Origin of the sequence: Aquisphaera insulae (genome assembly GCF_011064615.1) — a bacterium.
GTDB classification, from domain to species: domain Bacteria; phylum Planctomycetota; class Planctomycetia; order Isosphaerales; family Isosphaeraceae; genus Aquisphaera; species Aquisphaera insulae.
In genome coordinates this window covers 22,739-39,595 of the sequence record NZ_JAALJH010000007.1, presented here as the reverse complement: position 1 = coordinate 39,595, position 16,857 = coordinate 22,739, and the positions used below count along the sequence as shown (strand labels likewise).

General features: G+C 69.8%; 11 protein-coding genes. 9 read left to right on the top strand and 2 right to left on the bottom strand.

The genetic code is table 11. The annotated features are described in order from the left end of the window. The first annotated feature begins 208 nt into the window (after positions 1-208). The 7 genes from G6O54_RS06300 to G6O54_RS38720 all read left to right on the top strand — a co-directional run bounded on the left by G6O54_RS06300 (position 209) and on the right by G6O54_RS38720 (position 14,122). Entirely contained in the window at positions 209-3,661 is a 3,453-nt protein-coding gene (locus G6O54_RS06300; protein ID WP_250846748.1) for a chemotaxis protein CheB, read from the top strand. A 68-nt stretch (positions 3,662-3,729) separates the two neighbouring features. Then, positions 3,730-4,404 carry a GAF domain-containing protein gene (locus G6O54_RS06295; protein ID WP_165221708.1) on the top strand — a complete coding sequence of 225 codons (675 nt, stop codon included), beginning with the start codon at positions 3,730-3,732 and terminating at the stop codon, positions 4,402-4,404. Then, positions 4,394-6,448: a sensor histidine kinase gene (locus G6O54_RS06290; protein WP_165221705.1), complete on the top strand. Its 2,055-nt coding sequence runs from the start codon at positions 4,394-4,396 to the stop codon at positions 6,446-6,448. Before G6O54_RS06295 ends, G6O54_RS06290 begins: the two co-directional genes overlap by 11 nt. Beyond that, the gene (locus G6O54_RS06285) at positions 6,441-7,094 is read left to right on the top strand and encodes a response regulator (protein ID WP_165221702.1); all 654 of its coding nucleotides are present in this window, start codon (positions 6,441-6,443) and stop codon (positions 7,092-7,094) included. Before G6O54_RS06290 ends, G6O54_RS06285 begins: the two co-directional genes overlap by 8 nt. A 230-nt stretch (positions 7,095-7,324) precedes the next feature. Continuing rightward, complete coding sequence (locus G6O54_RS06280; protein WP_256368970.1) at positions 7,325-8,038, top strand: HPr family phosphocarrier protein; 714 nt, start codon at positions 7,325-7,327, stop codon at positions 8,036-8,038. 503 nt (positions 8,039-8,541) lie between these two features. After that, entirely contained in the window at positions 8,542-13,677 is a 5,136-nt protein-coding gene (locus G6O54_RS06275) for a DUF1549 domain-containing protein (protein ID WP_250846743.1), read from the top strand. Positions 13,678-13,705: 28 nt separating this feature from the next. Continuing rightward, the gene (locus G6O54_RS38720; protein ID WP_165221696.1) at positions 13,706-14,122 is read left to right on the top strand and encodes a HEPN domain-containing protein; all 417 of its coding nucleotides are present in this window, start codon (positions 13,706-13,708) and stop codon (positions 14,120-14,122) included. Here the strand turns inward: G6O54_RS38720 and G6O54_RS38715 are convergent. Beyond that, positions 14,094-14,525, bottom strand: a complete 432-nt coding sequence (locus G6O54_RS38715; protein ID WP_165221693.1) for a hypothetical protein — start codon at positions 14,523-14,525, stop codon at positions 14,094-14,096. The genes G6O54_RS38720 and G6O54_RS38715 overlap by 29 nt on opposite strands. Here G6O54_RS38715 and G6O54_RS06260 point away from each other — a divergent pair. Further along, positions 14,524-16,014, top strand: coding sequence for a DUF1501 domain-containing protein (locus G6O54_RS06260; RefSeq protein ID WP_165221690.1), 1,491 nt, complete (start codon positions 14,524-14,526; stop codon positions 16,012-16,014). The two genes, G6O54_RS38715 and G6O54_RS06260, sit on opposite strands and share 2 nt — an antisense overlap. Positions 16,015-16,022: 8 nt before the next feature. Next, a complete protein-coding gene (locus G6O54_RS06255) occupies positions 16,023-16,514 on the top strand; it encodes a TIGR03067 domain-containing protein (RefSeq protein WP_165221687.1) in 492 nt (163 codons plus the stop codon). 32 nt (positions 16,515-16,546) lie between these two features. Here the strand turns inward: G6O54_RS06255 and G6O54_RS06250 are convergent, their stop codons facing one another. After that, complete coding sequence (locus G6O54_RS06250) at positions 16,547-16,843, bottom strand: HPr family phosphocarrier protein (protein WP_165221684.1); 297 nt, start codon at positions 16,841-16,843, stop codon at positions 16,547-16,549. Between the last annotated feature and the right edge of the window lie 14 nt (positions 16,844-16,857).

Sequence of the window (16,857 nt, the reverse complement as noted above, 5' to 3'; positions counted from 1 at the left end):
CCATGCGGCGATTTTTTTCCGCAAACGTTCGACGTTCCTCGGCGACCGCGTATCGGGCCCCTCGGGCCCCGGAGCGTCCGACTTCCGGCAAGGCGCCTTGCCCGCCGCTTGCTAACATGTCCGAAGGAAAGGCCTACCGCAGCAGAGCTAAGAAGACCACATTCCGTCATGCGCGCCGGAGCTGCGGGTTGGGAAAGGGTAGCCCGTGATGGAAGACCAGGTCAAACCGGGCGAAGATGAGGATCCGTCCGGGAAGCCGGTCGAGCAGGACCGATTGGCGGAGCCGGTGGACGCCGAGCAGCCTCCGCGGCTGCCGTTCCCGGTCGTTGGGATCGGGGCATCGGCGGGGGGCCTGGAGGCCGTCAGCGAGTTGCTCGACGCCATGAAGCCGGATTCGGGGATGGCGTTCATCCTCGTGCAACATCTGGCGCCCGACCGCTCGAGCATGATGGCGGAGATCCTCGCTCGGCGTACGGCCATGCCGGTGTTCCAGGTCGAGGACGGGATGGACGTGGCGCCGAATCACGTCTACGTGATCCGGCCGGGCCGTACGCTGGCGATCCACGAGGGCCGCCTCCAACTGGGCCCGATCCTCGGTTCGCCGCGGGCCGCCAACCGGCCCATCGACGACTTCTTCCGCAGCCTGGCGGAGGAGCAGCGCGAGCGGGCGATCTGCGTGGTGATGAGCGGCATGGGTTCCAACGGCACGGCCGGGGCCCAGGCGATCAAGGCGGTGGGCGGGCTATGCATCGCCCAGGATCCGGAGTCGGCCCTCTTCCCCAGCATGCCCCGGCACTTGATCGACGCCGGCTACGCCGATTACATCCTCCGCCCGTCGGACCTGCCGGAGATCCTGCTCTCCTACGCGCGCCATCCGTACGCGCGGGGCGGGCGGGAGGCCGATGCGGATGAGTCCCTGCATCGCGAGCAGCAGCACCTGCGAGAGATCCTGGCCGTGCTCCGGACCCGCACGCGCCAGGATTTCTCCGGCTACAAGAAGCCCACGCTCCTGCGCCGGATCCAGCGGAGGATGGGGCTGACCCGCACGCTCACCATCGCCGATTACGCTCGGCTCCTGCGGCAGAACCCCGCCGAGGTCGGCGCGCTGGCGGACGACCTGCTCATCCACGTCACCGGCTTCTTCCGCGACCCCGAGGCGTGGGAGACCCTCAGGCGGCTCGTCATCGCTCCCCTGGTCGACGGCCGGGAGCATGGCAGCGCGATCCGAGGCTGGGTGACCGCCTGTTCCAGCGGCGAGGAGGCCTATTCGCTGGCGATGATCCTGGTGGAGGAGGCGGAGAAGATAGGCAAGGCGTTCGACATCAAGGTGTTCGCCACCGATCTCGCCGAGCGGTCCCTGGCCCACGCCCGCGCCGGAATCTACGCCGGGGGGATCGAGTCGGAGATACCGCCGGAGCGGCTGCAGCGGTTCTTCGCCAGGGAGGACGAGATCTACCGGATCCGGTCGGAGCTCCGCGACCGCGTCGTCTTCGCGCCGCAGAACGTCCTGCAGGACCCGCCGTTCAGCCGCCTGGACATCGCCACCTGCCGGAACATGCTCATCTACTTCGAGCCCGAGATTCAACAGCGGGTGCTCTCGCTCCTCCACTTCGGGCTCCGGGAAGGGGGGGCCCTGTTCCTCGGGAACACCGAGGCCATCGCCGGCGCCGAGGGCCTGTTCGAGCCGATCGACAAGAAGGCGCGGATCTTCCGCCGCGTCGGGCCGACCCGGCACGGGCTCATCGACTTCCCGCTCCCGCACGCAACGCCGGGCCGCGAGGATGACGGCACGGGCGCCCTGCGCGTCCGACCGCGCCGACGAGATGGGGAGAAGGCCTCGATCGCCCAGCTCACCCGCCGCACGCTGCTGGATTCGCACACGCCGGCCGCCGTGACCGTGGACCGCGACCACCGCATCCTCTATTACCACGGCGACACCCGGCCCTTCCTCCAGCAGCCCTCGGGCGAGCCGACGCGGGACATCATGCTCCTGGCCCGCGATGGCATCCGCGGCGCCGCGCGGGTAGCCCTGCACCGGGCGGCCGCCCAGGGCGCCAAGGTCGTCGCGACCGACGGCTGGGTGGAGATCGAGCCCGGCCGCCGCGTCCGGATCGCCGTCTCGGCCTCGCCGATCCTCGACGAGCCCGCCGAGGAATCGCCCGGCTCCGCCGACTACTTCGTCGTCAGCTTCGAGGAGCGTGGGGATTTCCCCTCGCCCGTCCTCGACGAGGCAGCCCGTGCCGACGGATCCCTCCAGGAGCTCCACCGACTCCGCGCCGAGCTGCAGAGCACCATCGAGGAGCTCCAGACCAGCAACGAGGAGCTGAAGGCCTCCAACGAGGAGGTCATGAGCATCAACGAGGAGCTCCAGAGCGCCAACGAGGAGCTCGAGACCAGCAAGGAGGAGATGCAGTCCCTCAACGAGGAGCTGACCACCGTCAATGCCCAGCTCCGGGCGAAGATGGAGGAGCACCAGGCCACCAGCAGCGACCTGATGAGCCTCCTGGCCAGCACGGACATCGCGGTCCTGTTCCTCGACACGGGCTTCCGGATCCGGCGGTACACGCCCGCGGTGCGCGACCTGCTCGACCTGATCCCCGCGGACATCGGCCGGCCGATGACGGCCCTGGCCCGCCGGTTCGAAGACCCCCAGCTCGACGACGACGCGCATGCGGTGCTGGAGCGGCTGGTCCCGATCGAGCGCGAGGTCGCCGGCGACCGCGAGCGGCACTACCTCCGGCGGGTCCTGCCCTACCGGACGACCGACAACCGCATCGAGGGCGTCGTCGTCACCTTCGTGGATATCACGTTCGGGAAGCGGGCCGAGGAGGCGCTGCGGGCCAGCGACGACCGGTTCCGACGGATGCTCAACATCGACGCCGTCGGCGTCCTGATGTTCGATGCAGCCGGGACGCTCCTGGAGGCGAACGGCGCCTTCCTGAAGATGACCGGCTACTCCCAGGCGGAGGTCGAATCCCGGTCGTTGAGCTGGCGGTCGATGACCCCCCCCGAGTTCGTCGCCGAGAGCGAGCGGCAGATGCAGTCCCTGGCCGAGACCGGGCGGATCGGGCCCTACGAGAAGGAGCTCAGCCGCAAGGACGGGTCGCGGCTGTGGATGGTGTTCGTCGGGGCCGCCCTCGAGGACGGTACGATCGTCGAGTATTGCATCGACGCGACCGCCCGCAAGGAGGCCGAGGCATCGTTGAGGAACCGCGAGGTCTGGCTGCGCGGCCAGCGAGAGGCGCTCGAGGCGGTCCTGAATGGGGAGCCGCTGGGGGCATCCCTCGTGGCCCTGGCGCGGGTGGCCGTCGACGCGATGGGCCAGGGCACGCGGGCGGCCTTCTATCTGGCCGGCGAGGAGGGGGCGCCGCTCCGCCACGCGGCCGGAGTGCCGGCAGCCCGCGCCGATGCGGCCGACGGCCTCGAGACCGCCCCGGAGTCCCTGGTATGGGACCTGGCGGCGCGCTTCGGCCGCCCCGTCCTCATCGGGGACGTGGCCCGGGAGAAATCCTGGGAGCCCTGGCGGGCGCTGGCCGACCGCTTCGAATTCCGCGGCTTCTGGAGCTTCCCGGTCCATAGCTCGTCGGGGAGGCTCGTGGGCACGTTGGCGATCTACTCGCGGCAGCCCCGCGACGCGACGCGGAGCTCGCGTCGCTCCTGACCCACACCGCCTCCATCATCATCGCCCACCATGCGGAGTCGGAGGCGCGGAAGCGGGCCGAGGAGGCGTTGCGGGAGAGCGAGGGGCGGCAGGCGCTCCTCCTGAGGGTGAGCGATGCGCTGCGGCCGCTGGCCGATCCGCTCGAGATCCCGGAGGCGGCCGCGCGGATCCTCGGCGAGCACCTCGGCGTCTCGCGGGCGTTCTACTGCGACATCATCGACGGGGCATGGGCCTACATCCGACGCGATTACGCGAGCGGCGTCCCCCCGCTGGCGGGGCGGATCCCGATCGAGGCCCTCGGCGCCGCGGCGGCCGAGGCGCTGCGGCGGGGCGAGCCGTTCGTCCTCGATGACGTCGAGTCCGACCCCCGATTCTCCGACGCGGAGCGGCGGGCGCTGATCGGGGCCGGCTCCCGGGCGATCCTCGGCGTGGGCCTGGTCAGGGGGGGCCGCTGGGTGGCGTCCTTCGGCGTGCACGACTCGAAGCCCCGGGCCTGGACCGAGACGGACCTCTACCTGGTCCGGGAGACGGCCGAGCGGACCTGGGAGGCGCTCGAGCGGGCGCAGGCGGCGGCGACGCTGCGGGAGAACATCGACGAGCTGACCCGGTTCAACCGCGCGATGGTGGCGCGCGAATCGCGGATGATCGAGCTCAAGCGGGAGGTCAACGAACTGCTCCGACGGGCGGGAGGGGCCGCGAAATACTCGCTCGATTTCGAGGCTGGGGGGGACAATGACGGTTGAGCCGGCTGGCGGCGAGGGCGACTGGGGGGGAGCCCTCAGGGCGGAAGTCGAGCGCCGATTCGGCGTCCCGCCGAACTCGTCCGGCTCTCCGTCCGATAACCCGGAGATCGCGGCCGCGCTCCAGGGCTTCGCCACCTTCGTGTACCTCGACAACCCCCTCCCGCCGCTCTTCAAGGAGCGGCTGTTCGTCTCCCTCTCGCGGTTCTGCGACGTCCGATACCGCATCGCCCGGCATGTCGGCTTCCTGATCGGCCTGGGGACCCCGTCCGGCGACGCGGCGTCGCCCGTCGAGTCGGCCGCGGAGGTCATCCGCCTGGTCCGCCGGCCGTTCCCGCGCGGCGCCGATCTCGGCTCGTTGCGGGGGCGGCTGCTCGACGGCGGCAAGCTCGCCGAGCTCCCGGGCCCGGGCTCGCCGGACGAGGAGGCCGTCTTCGCATGCGCCTCCCACATCTTCCTCGGCACCCCGGACCTGGAGGGCTGCCTGGACGCCCTTTGCCGCTCCCTCGGCGAGGCCAGGCTCCAGTCCGTGCTCAACTTCCTCGCCTTCGTACGCACGGCCCATTTCTGGTCCCAGGTCCAGAACGGCCGGCGGCTCGAGGACGACATCGAGTACCTCCTCGCGATCAACGAGCGCCTGGCCGAGGCCCTCGCGCTCGACCCGGATGCGTGGGACCGCCAGCTCGGCCGATCGCTGGACGAGGAGCTCGTCACGCCCCGCGGGGAGGGGGCCGGCGCCGAGCAGCGGCGCCGGGAGGAACGGCGTGCGCTCGACCTCACCCGGGCCGAGCTGGTCGAGCGCGTCACCGAGCTGCGGGCCGCCCGCCGGGCCGCCCTGAACGTGATGGAGGACGCGGTCGAGGCGAGGGATGCCCTGCGGGAGAGCGAAGGACGGCTCCAGCTCGCCCTGTCGGCGGCCAGGATGGGGATCTGGACGTGGGACGTGACCACCGACATGCATACCCGCGACGCGAACCTCAACCGCCTGCTAGGTCAAGAGCCGGTCGAATCGAGGCAACCGTTCGGCGACTTCCTGGCCCGGTCCATCCATCCGGACGACCGCGAGCGGGTCGAGGCGACGTTCCGCGACTCCGCCTCGCGCGGACGCCCATTGAACGTCGAGTTCCGCATCGTCCTGTCGGACGGCCGGGTGCGCTGGCTCCGAGATCAGGGCGACATCTTCGGCGACGCCGAGGACTCATCCGGCCACATGTCGGGCGTGTGCCTCGATGTGACGAGCCTGAAGGAGGCGGAGGGCGCCCTCCGCCTGGCACGCGACGAGCTGGAACGCCGCGTCGCCGAGCGCACCAGCGAGCTGGAGGCGACCAATGCGGCGCTCCAGGAGGCGGCGGCCGCGCGGGCCGACCTGCTCCGGCGCGCCGTGTCGATGCAGGAAGACGAGCGGCGGCGGATCTCGCGAGAGCTGCACGACAGGCTCGGCCAGGAGCTGACCGCCCTGATCCTCTCCTTGAAAGCGCTGGAGCGGGTCGTCCCCCCGGATTCGCCGGGACGCGGCCGGCTCATCCAGGCCGAGGCGATCGTCGACAGGCTCGGCCGCGAGTCGCACGACCTGGCCATCGAACTGCGTCCCACCGCCCTGGACGACATCGGCCTGGGGCCGGCCCTGGCCACCTACGTCGCCCGATGGTCGGAACGGACGGGGATCGCGGCCGATTTCCGGTCGCCCGGGCTCGACGGCGAACGGCTCCCCCCGGACGTCGAGACCGCCGTCTATCGCGTCGTCCAGGAGGCCCTCAACAACGTCGTCAAGCACGCCGCCGCCCGGCACGTCAGCGTCATCGTGGAACGCCACGGGGGCGAACTCACCGCCCTGGTGGAGGACGACGGCCGCGGATTCGACCTCTCCCCGCTCGACCGGTCCGGGCACGGATCTCGCAGCCTGGGGGTGCTCGGCATGCGGGAGCGCGTGGCCCTGCTGGGGGGCAGCTTCCTCATCGAGTCGGGCGGCGGCGAGGGGAAGTTCGGGGGGACCATCGTCCGAATCCGCGTCCCCCTGCAAGGACCTCCGGAGGGGCATCATGGGTGACAGGCTGCGCGTGCTTCTGGCCGACGATCACAACCTGGTCCGCGCGGGGCTCAGGGCCCTGATCGACGCCCAGCCCGACATGGAAGTGATCGCCGAGGCGGAGGACGGCGAGGCCGCCTGCCTCCTGGCCGCAGACCTGGAACCCGACCTCGCCGTCGTGGACGTCTCCATGCCCGGCCTGGGGGGCATCGCGGCGACCGAACGGATCCTCGGCGAACGGCCGCGGATCCGGGTGTTGGCCCTGACGGTCCACGAGGATCGCAGCTATGTCCGGCAGCTCCTCCAGGCGGGTGCCTCCGGCTACCTCCTCAAGCGCGCGGCCGCCGACGAGCTCATCCATGCCATCCGCGTGATCGCCCGGGGCGGCGCCTACGTCGACCCCGCGCTCGCCGCCGAGCTGCTCAAAGATGCCGAGGCCTCGCCGCCCGACGAGACGCCGCCCGCGGAGCCGCTCAGCGACCGCGAGGGGGAGGTCCTCCGCCTCATCTCCCGCGGCTACACCAACCGCGAGATCGCCGCCCAAATCGACGTGAGCGTCAAGACCGTCGAGACCCACAAGGCCCGCGGCATGGACAAGCTGGGCCTCAAGAGCCGCGCGGACATCGTCGGCCATGCAATCCGTCGGGGATGGCTGACGGGCGGTTGAGCGTCCCGATTGTCGGGGAAAACCACCTCCATTTTCCCGCCAATCCCGATACCGGCCACGGCCCCGAGGGCCCGATAATCGCCCTTCGCTTCGACCGGGAGTGAGATCATCCTCGCCAGGCCGTGTAGCCCAGCACGCCGGCGGCATGGAGGCCATTCGTGAGGCGGCGCGTCGCAGGGTGGAGGCACCCCGGCAACCGATCGCATCGAATCGAGCCTCCATTGCATGATATGAACACTCCCAGTTATCACCCACTCGATGGGGCCCCCAAGGGCGATATCATCCTGGTCGTTGACGACGACAGTGATAACGTCGAGAGCATGTCACTGCTGCTTCGGCTCCACGGATATCGCGTGGAGGTCGCCCTCGACGGCCGTCGGGCCATCGAGGCCGCGAATCGGTTCAGCCCGTCCGTCGTGCTCCTCGACATCGGCATGCCGGGCATGGACGGCTACGAGGTCGCCACGAGGTTGAGGAGCGAATGCCCGGGCGACATGGTCATCGTCGCGATCTCGGGCTACGGCCGGGAGCAGGACCTCCGCCGCAGCCGAAACGCCGGATTCGACCGCCACTTCATCAAGCCCCTGGACGGCGACGCCATGATGACGCTCCTTGACTTGTTGAAATCCCCGACGCACGCGCGCACGCCCGGGAGGGGGCGAGGCGACGACGCGCGGGAAGAGTCGCGGCACATCGTCGCGATCAAGAACCGATCGGGATTGCACCTCCGTGCGGCCGGGCGGCTCGCGGCGCTCGCCCGGGGGTTCCGCGCCGAGGTCCGGATCAGTCGCGACGGTCGAGCGGTCAACGCCGCGAGCGTCCTCGACCTGATGACCTTGGCCGCGGACTGCGGCTCGAACCTCGAGGTGCACGCCGAAGGACCGGAGGCCCGAGAGGCGCTCGACGCCATCATGAGCCTCATCGAGCGGGGGTTCGACGAGTAGCGCGGACACGGCGTCGCTCCGGGCCGCGAACCGCGTTGCACGCCGCCGAGCGGGCGAGCTCCGCGGCACCCAGCGATGTCGGTCCCTGATGTGGCAAGCCCGCCGGCAATATCCGGCGGGCATTGGCGAGGTGCCTCGCCCCGGTATCCGGCGGGCCCCTCCCCGCCCATGCCTCTCCGTTGCCTTCGGGGCATCCCCCCTGTCCACTCTCCACAAATCCACGACCCGGGGCACGGGCCGCGAATCGCCGAATCGACCGCAAATCCGTTTGCATCCCATGCGGCGTCGCATGGTAGAATATGCTGGGTCAATGTCCGCTGCCCCCTCCGATGGGATACGAGCTATAACGATTCCCGTCCGGGGACCCGCCCTCCGAACTTGCAGAAGGTGATCGGCTCGATCACACCGAGTCCGCCCCGCCTCGCGATCCGCGTTCCTCCACGAGCGACTGCCACCGACCTGCTCACCGAGAGTCGAGAACCCTGGCTGAGGAGCACTCCCCGATGAGCCTGCCCAGAAGTTTCACCCCGGCGAGCCTCGCCTGGACCCTGCTGATCCTGGCCGCGCCGGCCATGGCCCTCGACGAGAAGGGGAAGAAGTCGGGCGAGGCGCCGAAGTCGGCGGCGGAAGCGAAGGTCAGCTATGATAGGCAGGTACGGCCCATCTTCCAGGTCCACTGCCAGGGCTGTCACCAACCGGCCAAGGCCGGCGGGGCCTATGTGATGACGGCCTTCGACCGGCTGGTCAAGGGGGGTGAATCCGCGGAGGCGGCGATCGTCCCGGGGAAGCCCGCGAAGAGCCATCTCATCGGCCTCATCACGCCGCATGACGGCAAGGCGGAGATGCCCCGCGACAGGGCCCCGCTCGCGGCCTCGGAAATCGACCTGATCGCGCGCTGGATCGCCCAGGGGGCCATCGACGACTCGCCGCCGAGCGCCGGGCCGCGATACGACAGGGATCACCCGCCCGTCTACACCCGCCTCCCGGTGATCCCCGCGATCGCCTTCTCGCCCGACGGCTCGACCCTGGCCGTCGCCGGCTTCCACGAGGTCCTCCTCTGGAAGGCGGACGGCTCCGCGCCGGTGGCTCGGCTGGTGGGGCTCTCCGAGCGCGTCGAGTCGCTCTCGTTCTCCCCCGACGGCAAGCGGCTGGCCGTCACCGGCGGCCGCCCCGCCCGGATGGGCGAGGTCCAGGTCTGGGACGTCGAGAAGAGGGCCCTCAAGCTCTCCGTCCCGGTCACGTCCGACACGGTCTTCGGGGTGAGCTGGTCGCCGGACGGATCGAAGCTCGCCTTCGGCTGCGCGGACAACACCGTCCGCGCGATCGACGCGAAGTCCGGCGAGCAGGTCCTCTTCCTGGGCGCCCACAGCGACTGGGCCCTGGACACCGTCTTCTCGAAGGACGGGTCGCACCTGGTCTCGGTCGGCCGCGACATGGCCGCTAAGCTCACCGAGTTCGCCACCCAGCGGTTCGTGGACAACATCACGTCGATCACCCCCGGCGCGCTCAAGGGGGGCCTCTCGGCCGTGGCGCGGCATCCGTCGCGGGATGAGATCGTCGTGGGGGGCTCCGACGGCGAGCCCAAGGTGTATCGCCTCTTCCGCCTGACCTCGCGGGTCATCGGCGACGACTCGAACCTGATCCGCGAGCTGCCCGCCCTGCCCGGCCGGGTCTGCAGCGTCGCCGTCAGCCCCGATGGCAAGCGGATCGCCGCGGCGAGCAGCCTGGACGGCGCCTCCGGCGAGGTCACGGTCTACGGCTACGAGTTCGACACCGCGCTGCCGGCGAACATCAAGGCCATCAACGAGAAGGTGGTCACGTCGCGGTCGGCCGCGGAGGCCGCCGCGCTGGACGCCTACCACAAGCAGGGCGTGACGAAGATCTCCGGCTTCAAGGTGCCGAAGGCGGCGGTCTACACGGTCTCGTTCCGGCCCGACGGCAAGGTCCTCGCCGCGGCCGGCGGCGACGGCCTGATCCGGCTGATCGACGCGGAGTCCGGCAAGCTGGTCAAGGAGTTCGCGCCGGTGACGGCCACCCCCGCGAAGCCCTCGCAGGCGGCCACCGCCGGCATGGTCGCGCCGCGGACCGAGGAGGCCGTGGAGACCGAGACGCTCCCCGCCGGGGCGAAGCTCGCGGCGCTTGAGGTGGAACCGAAGCAGGTCGCGCTCTCCGGCAAGTTCGCCTACGTCCAGATGCTCGTCACCGGCCGGCTCGCCGGCGGCGAGTCGGTGGACGCGACCCGGATGGTCGAGCCCGAGATCAGCTCGGACTTCGCATCCGTCACGCGGTCGGGCCTGGTCCGTCCGCTGAAGGACGGCAAGGGGACGATCACGCTCCGCCTGGCCGGCAAGTCGGTCGCGGTGCCCGTGTCGGTCGAGGGGATGGGCCGGCCCTCGCGGGTGGACTTCGTCCACGACGTCAACCCGATCCTCTCCCGCCTGGGCTGCAACCAGGGGACCTGCCACGGCTCGGCCCAGGGGAAGAACGGCTTCAAGCTCTCGCTCCGCGGCTATGACCCGCTCTTCGACGTCCGGGCGCTGGTGGACGACAACGCCGGCCGGCACGTCAACCTCGCCTCGCCCGAGGACAGCATGATGCTGACCAAGCCGACCGGCGCCGTGCCGCACGTCGGCGGCGTCCTCATGCAGGGGGGAGAGCCGTACTACGAGACCCTCCGCGCCTGGATCGCCGACGGCGCGAAGCTCGACCTGACCACCCCGCGGGTCGCGAAGATCGAGGTCACGCCCGTCAACCCGATCCTCCCGCGGATCGGCTCGAAGCAGCAGCTCCGGGTCATGGCGACCTACGCCAACGGCGAGGTCCGTGACGTCTCCCGCGAGGCCTTCCTGGAGACCGGCAACATGGAAGTGGCCTCCGCCGGCAGGTCCGGCGTGATGACCGCCCTCCGCCGCGGCGAGGCGCCCATCCTCGCGCGGTTCGAGGGGGCCTACGCCTCGACGACGCTCACCGTCATGGGGGACCGCGGCGACTTCGCCTGGTCCCAGCCCCCCTCCTACGGCAAGATCGACGACCTGACCGCCGCCAAGTGGAAGCGGATGAAGACCCTCCCCTCCGGCCTTTGCACCGACGAGGAGTTCATCCGCCGGGCGTCCCTCGACCTCACCGGCCTGCCGCCGACCGCGGCCGACGTGAGGGCCTTCCTCGCCGACTCGCGGGACTCGAAGGCCAGGCGAGAGGCCCTCGTCGATCGCCTGATCGGCTCGCCCGAGTACGTCGACTACTGGACCAACAAGTGGGCCGACCTGCTCCAGGTGAACCGCAAGTTCCTGGACGTCGACGGCGCCGTCGGCCTGCGGGCCTGGATCCGCGGCCAGGTCGCGGCGAATACCCCGTACGACCAGTTCGCCCGGGCGATCATCACGGCCTCGGGCTCGAACCGGGAGAACCCGCCGGCCGCCTACTTCAAGGTGCTCCGCGAGCCCTCGGCCATCATGGAGAACACCACCCAGCTCTTCCTGGCCGTCCGGTTCAACTGCAACAAGTGCCACGACCACCCCTTCGAGCGCTGGACCCAGGACCAGTACTATCAGACGGCCGCCTTCTTCGCCCAGGTGGGCCTGAAGGGGGACCCCGAGAGCAAGGGCCGGATGGTCGGCGGCACCGACGTTGAGGCCCCCAAGCCCCTCTACGAGATGGTCAGCGACACCGGCTCCGGCGAGATGATCCACGACCGGACCAAGCAGGTCACCGCGCCCAAGTTCCCCTACCCGTGCGCCTACCGGAAGCCGGAGCACGCCAGCCGACGCACCGACATGGCCGCCTGGTTGACCTCCAAGGACAACCCCTACTTCGCCCGCAGCTACGTCAACCGGCTCTGGGGCTATCTCTTCGGCGTCGGCATCATCGAGCCGCTGGACGACATCCGCGCGGGCAACCCGCCGACGAATCCGGAGCTCCTGGACTACCTGACCGACGAGTTCATCAGGAGCGGCTTCAACGTCCGCCACGTCGTCCGCCTGATCTGCACGTCGCGGACGTATCAGCTCTCGGTCGGGACGAACAAATGGAACCAGGATGACAAGACCAACTATTCGCACGCGATCGCCCGGCGGCTGCCGGCGGAGGTGCTCCTGGATGCGGTCTACCGGGTGACCGGGACGAAATCGAAGATCCCCGGCGTGCCCGAAGGGACCCGCGCCGCGGCCCTGCCGGACTCCGGCGTGGAGCTCCCCAGCGGCTTCCTCACCACCTTCGGCCGGCCTCCCCGCGAGAGCGCCTGCGAGTGCGAGCGGACCAGCGGCATGCAGCTCGGCCCGGTCATGGCGCTGGTCAGCGGCCCCACGCTGGCGGACGCGCTGGCCGACCCGGCCAACGAGCTGACGGCGCTGGTCTCGACCCAGCCCGACGACGCGAAGCTGATCGACGAGATCTTCGTCCGCGTCCTCAACCGCCCGGCCACCGCCGCGGAGGTCGCCACCTGCGAGGCCGACCTCAAGGCCATCGACGACGACCACCGCAAGCTCGCGGAGAACCTGGCCAGGCACGAGCTCGAGCACGCGCTGAAGCGCCCGCAGCTCGAGCGCGACCGGCTGGCGGCGATCGCCCGGGCCGAGGCCGCCCTCGGCTCGTACGAGAAGGAGCTGGCCCCGAAGCGTGCCCGGCAGGAGAAGGACAAGGCCGCGGCCACGGCGAAGCTCGAGGCCGACCTGAAGGCGTACGAGGCGACGCTCCCGGCCAGGCTCGCGGCCTGGGAGAAGGAGCATGCCGGGTCGATCGTGAACCGCTGGGCGGTCCTGGAGCCGAAGGCCCTGTCCGCGACCGGGGGGACGAAGCTCTCGAAGGAGGCCGACGGCTCGATCGTGGCCTCGGGCAACATCGCCATGGACGAGTACACGATCGCCGCCGAGACCGACCTGGTCGGGATCACGGGCGTCCGCCTGGAGCTGCTGCCGGATCCGAGATTCCCGGTCAACGGCCCGGGCCGCGCCCCCGACGGCAACTTCGTCCTCTCCGAGATCCAGCTCTCGGCCGCGCCGAAGGCCGAGCCGGCCAAGGCGGCACCGATCCCGCTCCAGAACGCGAAGGCGGACTTCAGCCAGGGCGGCTTCGACGTCTCCAAGGCGATCGACGGCACCGACGACGGCGACAACGGCTGGGCCGTCTCGCCGAGGACCGGGATGATCCACTGGGCGACCTTCGAGACGAAGGCCCCCGCGGGGAACCCCGGCGGCACCTTGCTGACGATCAAGCTGCATCAGAAGTACGGCGGCCGGGTCTACCAGCTCGGCCGGTTCCGGATCTCGGTCACGAAGGCCCCCGCGCCGGGGCTCGACCTGGCGGAGCCGCTCCGCGCCGCCCTCGCCGTCGCGCCGGAGGTCCGCCCCCAGGCCCAGAAGGACCTGCTGATGGGCTATCTCCGCGCCATGGACACGGACCTGAGGGCGAAGACCGACGCCCTGAACGCCAGCCGGGCCCCGCTCCCCGAGGACGCCCGACTGGCCGCCCTCCGCGCCCAGGTGGACCAGGCGAAGCTCCCGGTCGCGGCCGACCCGTCGCTCCAGCAGCTCCGCCACGACGTCGAGCAGAGCATCCAGCAGGCCGCCTCCCGCCGCCTCACCGCCGCGCAGGACGTCGCCTGGGCCTTGATCAACAGCCCGGCCTTCCTGTTCAATCATTGATCGCTGTCGATTAAAAGCTCTCGACCTTATGGCAAATCCCCGTTCCAAGGAAGCAAGGAAGTTCTATCGCTGTGCGGGACAACGATTCGTCGAAGCCGAGGTGCTTCAGAAGGCCGATCATCCAACCGGTGCGGTTTACCTCGCAGGCTACAGCATCGAGTGCGCCTTGAAGTCCCTCATCCTCGCCGTCGTTGCACCGACCGACACTCAGGAAGTTCTCCATTCCTTCCGCGGGGCTCGCGCCCATGATTACAATTGGCTGAGGCAGACGTATCGCCTGAGAGGAGGGGCTTCCCTGCCGACGACGGTGATCCAGGACTTTACGCTTGTCGATACCTGGTCTACTGATCTCCGATACGAGCCAGCGACGCTGCATGAGCATGAAGCGAAGGCGTTTCTGGACGCAGCCGGGCGGCTCATCCAATGGGCGAAAGGCAGGTTGTGAAATGGGCGTCAGGCTCCTCAGAGGCGAGGCCGATGAGATCCTTGATCAGATCATCGGCATCCTTCGACAGTATGAGGCCGATCACCCCGGAGCTTCCGTCGATCTTTACCGGCAGAATTCGGTCTCCGTCCGGATCCGGATCGTCGATCCGGCGTTCCGAGGGATGAGTCGGGTTGAGCGAAACGATCAAGTCTGGCGCTATTTGGCTTTGCTCCCGGAAGAATCCCAGCAAGACATCAGCATGCTCGTCCTGCTCGATGGCTCGGAGAAGGGGAAATCGTTCTCCAACATGGAATTCGAGGATCCTGTCCCTTCCGCTCTCTAATAGCCTGTGAATGCAGAACCCTTTCCGCCCGGATTCGAATCGTAGGCCCCAACTTCCCCCAACCAGGACCCCCGCCATGATCATCGTCCCCGGACAGGCCGGCAAGGATCTGTGTGACCCGGAGCTGGGCATGACCCGACGCGACATCCTCCGCGTGGGGGGATCCGGACTGCTCGGGCTGAGCCTCGGCTCGATGCTCCAGCTCCGGGCGACGTCGGCACGCGCCGCGGAGGCGGACGCCGTCGGCGGCAAGGGGGGCGGGCCCGGGTGGGGGAAGGCCAAGAACATCATCATGGTCTACTTCCAGGGGGGGCCGAGCCACCTGGATCTGTGGGACCCGAAGGACAACGTCCCGGACAACGTCCGCAGCGTCTTCAAGCGGATCCAATCGAAGGTCCCCGGCATGGACGTCACCGAGGTCCTGCCGAAGCTCGCGCAGGTCACGGACAAGTTCACGTTCATCCGGTCGATGAGCTACACGCCCAACGGCCTGTTCAACCACACGGCCGCGATCTACCAGATGATGACCGGCTACACGACGGACAAGGTCAGCCCGTCGGGCCAGCTCGAGCCCCCGAGCCCGAAGGACTTCCCCAACTTCGGCTCGCAGATCGTCCGCCTGCGGCCCCAGACCGTGCCGATGCTGCCGTTCGTCATGCTCCCCCGCCCGCTCCAGGAGAGCGGCGTCGTCGGCAAGGGGGGCACCGCCGGGTTCCTCGGCAAGGCGTACGACCCGTACACCCTCTACCCGGAGGGTGACGACATGGACATGACCAAGATGGACCGGATCAAGGTGGACGACCTCAAGCTCCGCCCGGAGGTCTTCGCCCTCCGCCTCCAGCGCCGGGCGAAGCTGCGGGACGCCCTCAACGCGGGGATGAAATCCATCGACCAGGCCGTCTCCGACTACAAGCTCGGCGAGTACTACGACCAGGCCCTCAGCCTCGTCGTCTCCGGCAAGGCGCGCGAGGCCTTCAACCTCCAGGCCGAGAACGCGGAGACCCGCGACCTGTACGGCCGGAACACCTTCGGCCAGAGCTGCCTGCTGGCCCGCCGCCTCGTCGAGGCCGGCACCAAGGTCGTGGAGGTCGTCTGGCCCAAGGTCGCCAACTCGGACAACCACTCGTGGGACCACCACGTCGACCTCACCAACCGGATGCGCGACCGCTCCGGCCCGATGCTCGACCAGGGCCTCTCCGGGCTGCTCATCGACATGGACCGCCGCGGCCTCCTCGCCGAGACCCTGGTGGTCGCCGTCGGCGAGTTCGGCCGCAGCCCGCAGAAGGGCGTGAGCACCTCCGGCAACGGCAACAGCGCCGACGGCCGCGACCACTGGCCGTACTGCTACACGGCGGTCGTCGCCGGCGCCGGGATCAAGCGCGGCCACGTCCACGGCCAGTCCGACAAGACCGGCTCCGCCCCCCTGGCCGACCCGGTCCACCCCGGCGAGCTGCTGGCGACGATCTACCACGCCTTCGGCATCGACCCGGCCACCATCGTCCTCAACCACCTGAACCAGCCCAGGGAGCTCGTCAAGGCCGAGGCCGTGACGCGGCTCTTCGGATGATGTGCCTCGTGGGACGCCCGGGGCCGGCCGCCCGGTCCCTCGTTCCCATCGCCATCCTGCTCTGCGCGGGCCTACTCCCCGCGCAGGAGCCGGCCGGCGAGCGGAACGACGAAGCCGCGCTCAAGGCCCAGGCCGGCACCTGGATCGCCGTCTCCTTCCGCCGCGACGGCAAGCAGACTCCGGCGGGGATCGTCCGCACGATCACGCGGACCGTCGAGGCCGATCACGTCGTCTGGAAGCGCGACGGCAAGAGCTTCGCCGGCACGAAGCTCGTCCTGGGCGTGCAGCCCTCCGACGGCAAGGACGTGAAGACGATCGACGTCCTCCCCGATGGCGGACCCTCGAAGGGAAAACGCGTGCTCGGCATCTACAAGCAGGAAGGTGACGAGCTCACCCTCTGCATGGCCGACCCCGACAAGCCCCGACCGACGGAGTTCAAGGCCGAGCCGGGCTCGCCTCAGACCCTCATGGTCTTCCGCCGGCAGAAAGACCAACCTTGACGCGGCCGAAAGGCCGCGCCAAGTCTCCGTGGTCAGTTCTCCGCCGTTTCATCATCCATGTGAAATCCCGCCGCGACGAGCTCCGCCAGGGCCCCGACGGCCCGCTCGGCGTCGGGACCGTGGGCCTCGATCTCGATGGTCGCCCCGCGCTCGGCGGCGAGGCAGGTCATCTCGAGCAGGCTCTTGCCGTTGGCTCGGGCGCCGTGGAATTCCACCCAGACCTCGGACTGGAACGTGCCGGCGAGCTTCACGAACCGGGTGGACGGCCGCATGTGCAGGCCGTACGTGTTGACGATGGTGGCTTCTCGGCGGGCGACTTGCGTTCCCATGGTGCGGTTCGCCT

Bases quoted from the DNA above. Each gene is read 5' to 3' on its own strand.
- G6O54_RS06300 (WP_250846748.1), top strand. From the start codon at position 209: ATGGAAGACCAGGTCAAACCGGGCGAAGATGAGGATCCGTCCGGGAAG.
- G6O54_RS06290 (WP_165221705.1), top strand. From the start codon at position 4,394: ATGACGGTTGAGCCGGCTGGCGGCGAGGGCGACTGGGGGGGAGCCCTC.
- G6O54_RS06285 (WP_165221702.1), top strand. From the start codon at position 6,441: ATGGGTGACAGGCTGCGCGTGCTTCTGGCCGACGATCACAACCTGGTC.
- G6O54_RS06280 (WP_256368970.1), top strand. From the start codon at position 7,325: ATGAACACTCCCAGTTATCACCCACTCGATGGGGCCCCCAAGGGCGAT.
- G6O54_RS06275 (WP_250846743.1), top strand. From the start codon at position 8,542: ATGAGCCTGCCCAGAAGTTTCACCCCGGCGAGCCTCGCCTGGACCCTG.
- G6O54_RS38720 (WP_165221696.1), top strand. From the start codon at position 13,706: ATGGCAAATCCCCGTTCCAAGGAAGCAAGGAAGTTCTATCGCTGTGCG.
- G6O54_RS06260 (WP_165221690.1), top strand. From the start codon at position 14,524: ATGATCATCGTCCCCGGACAGGCCGGCAAGGATCTGTGTGACCCGGAG.
- G6O54_RS38715 (WP_165221693.1), bottom strand. From the start codon at position 14,525: ATGGCGGGGGTCCTGGTTGGGGGAAGTTGGGGCCTACGATTCGAATCC.
- G6O54_RS06250 (WP_165221684.1), bottom strand. From the start codon at position 16,843: ATGGGAACGCAAGTCGCCCGCCGAGAAGCCACCATCGTCAACACGTAC.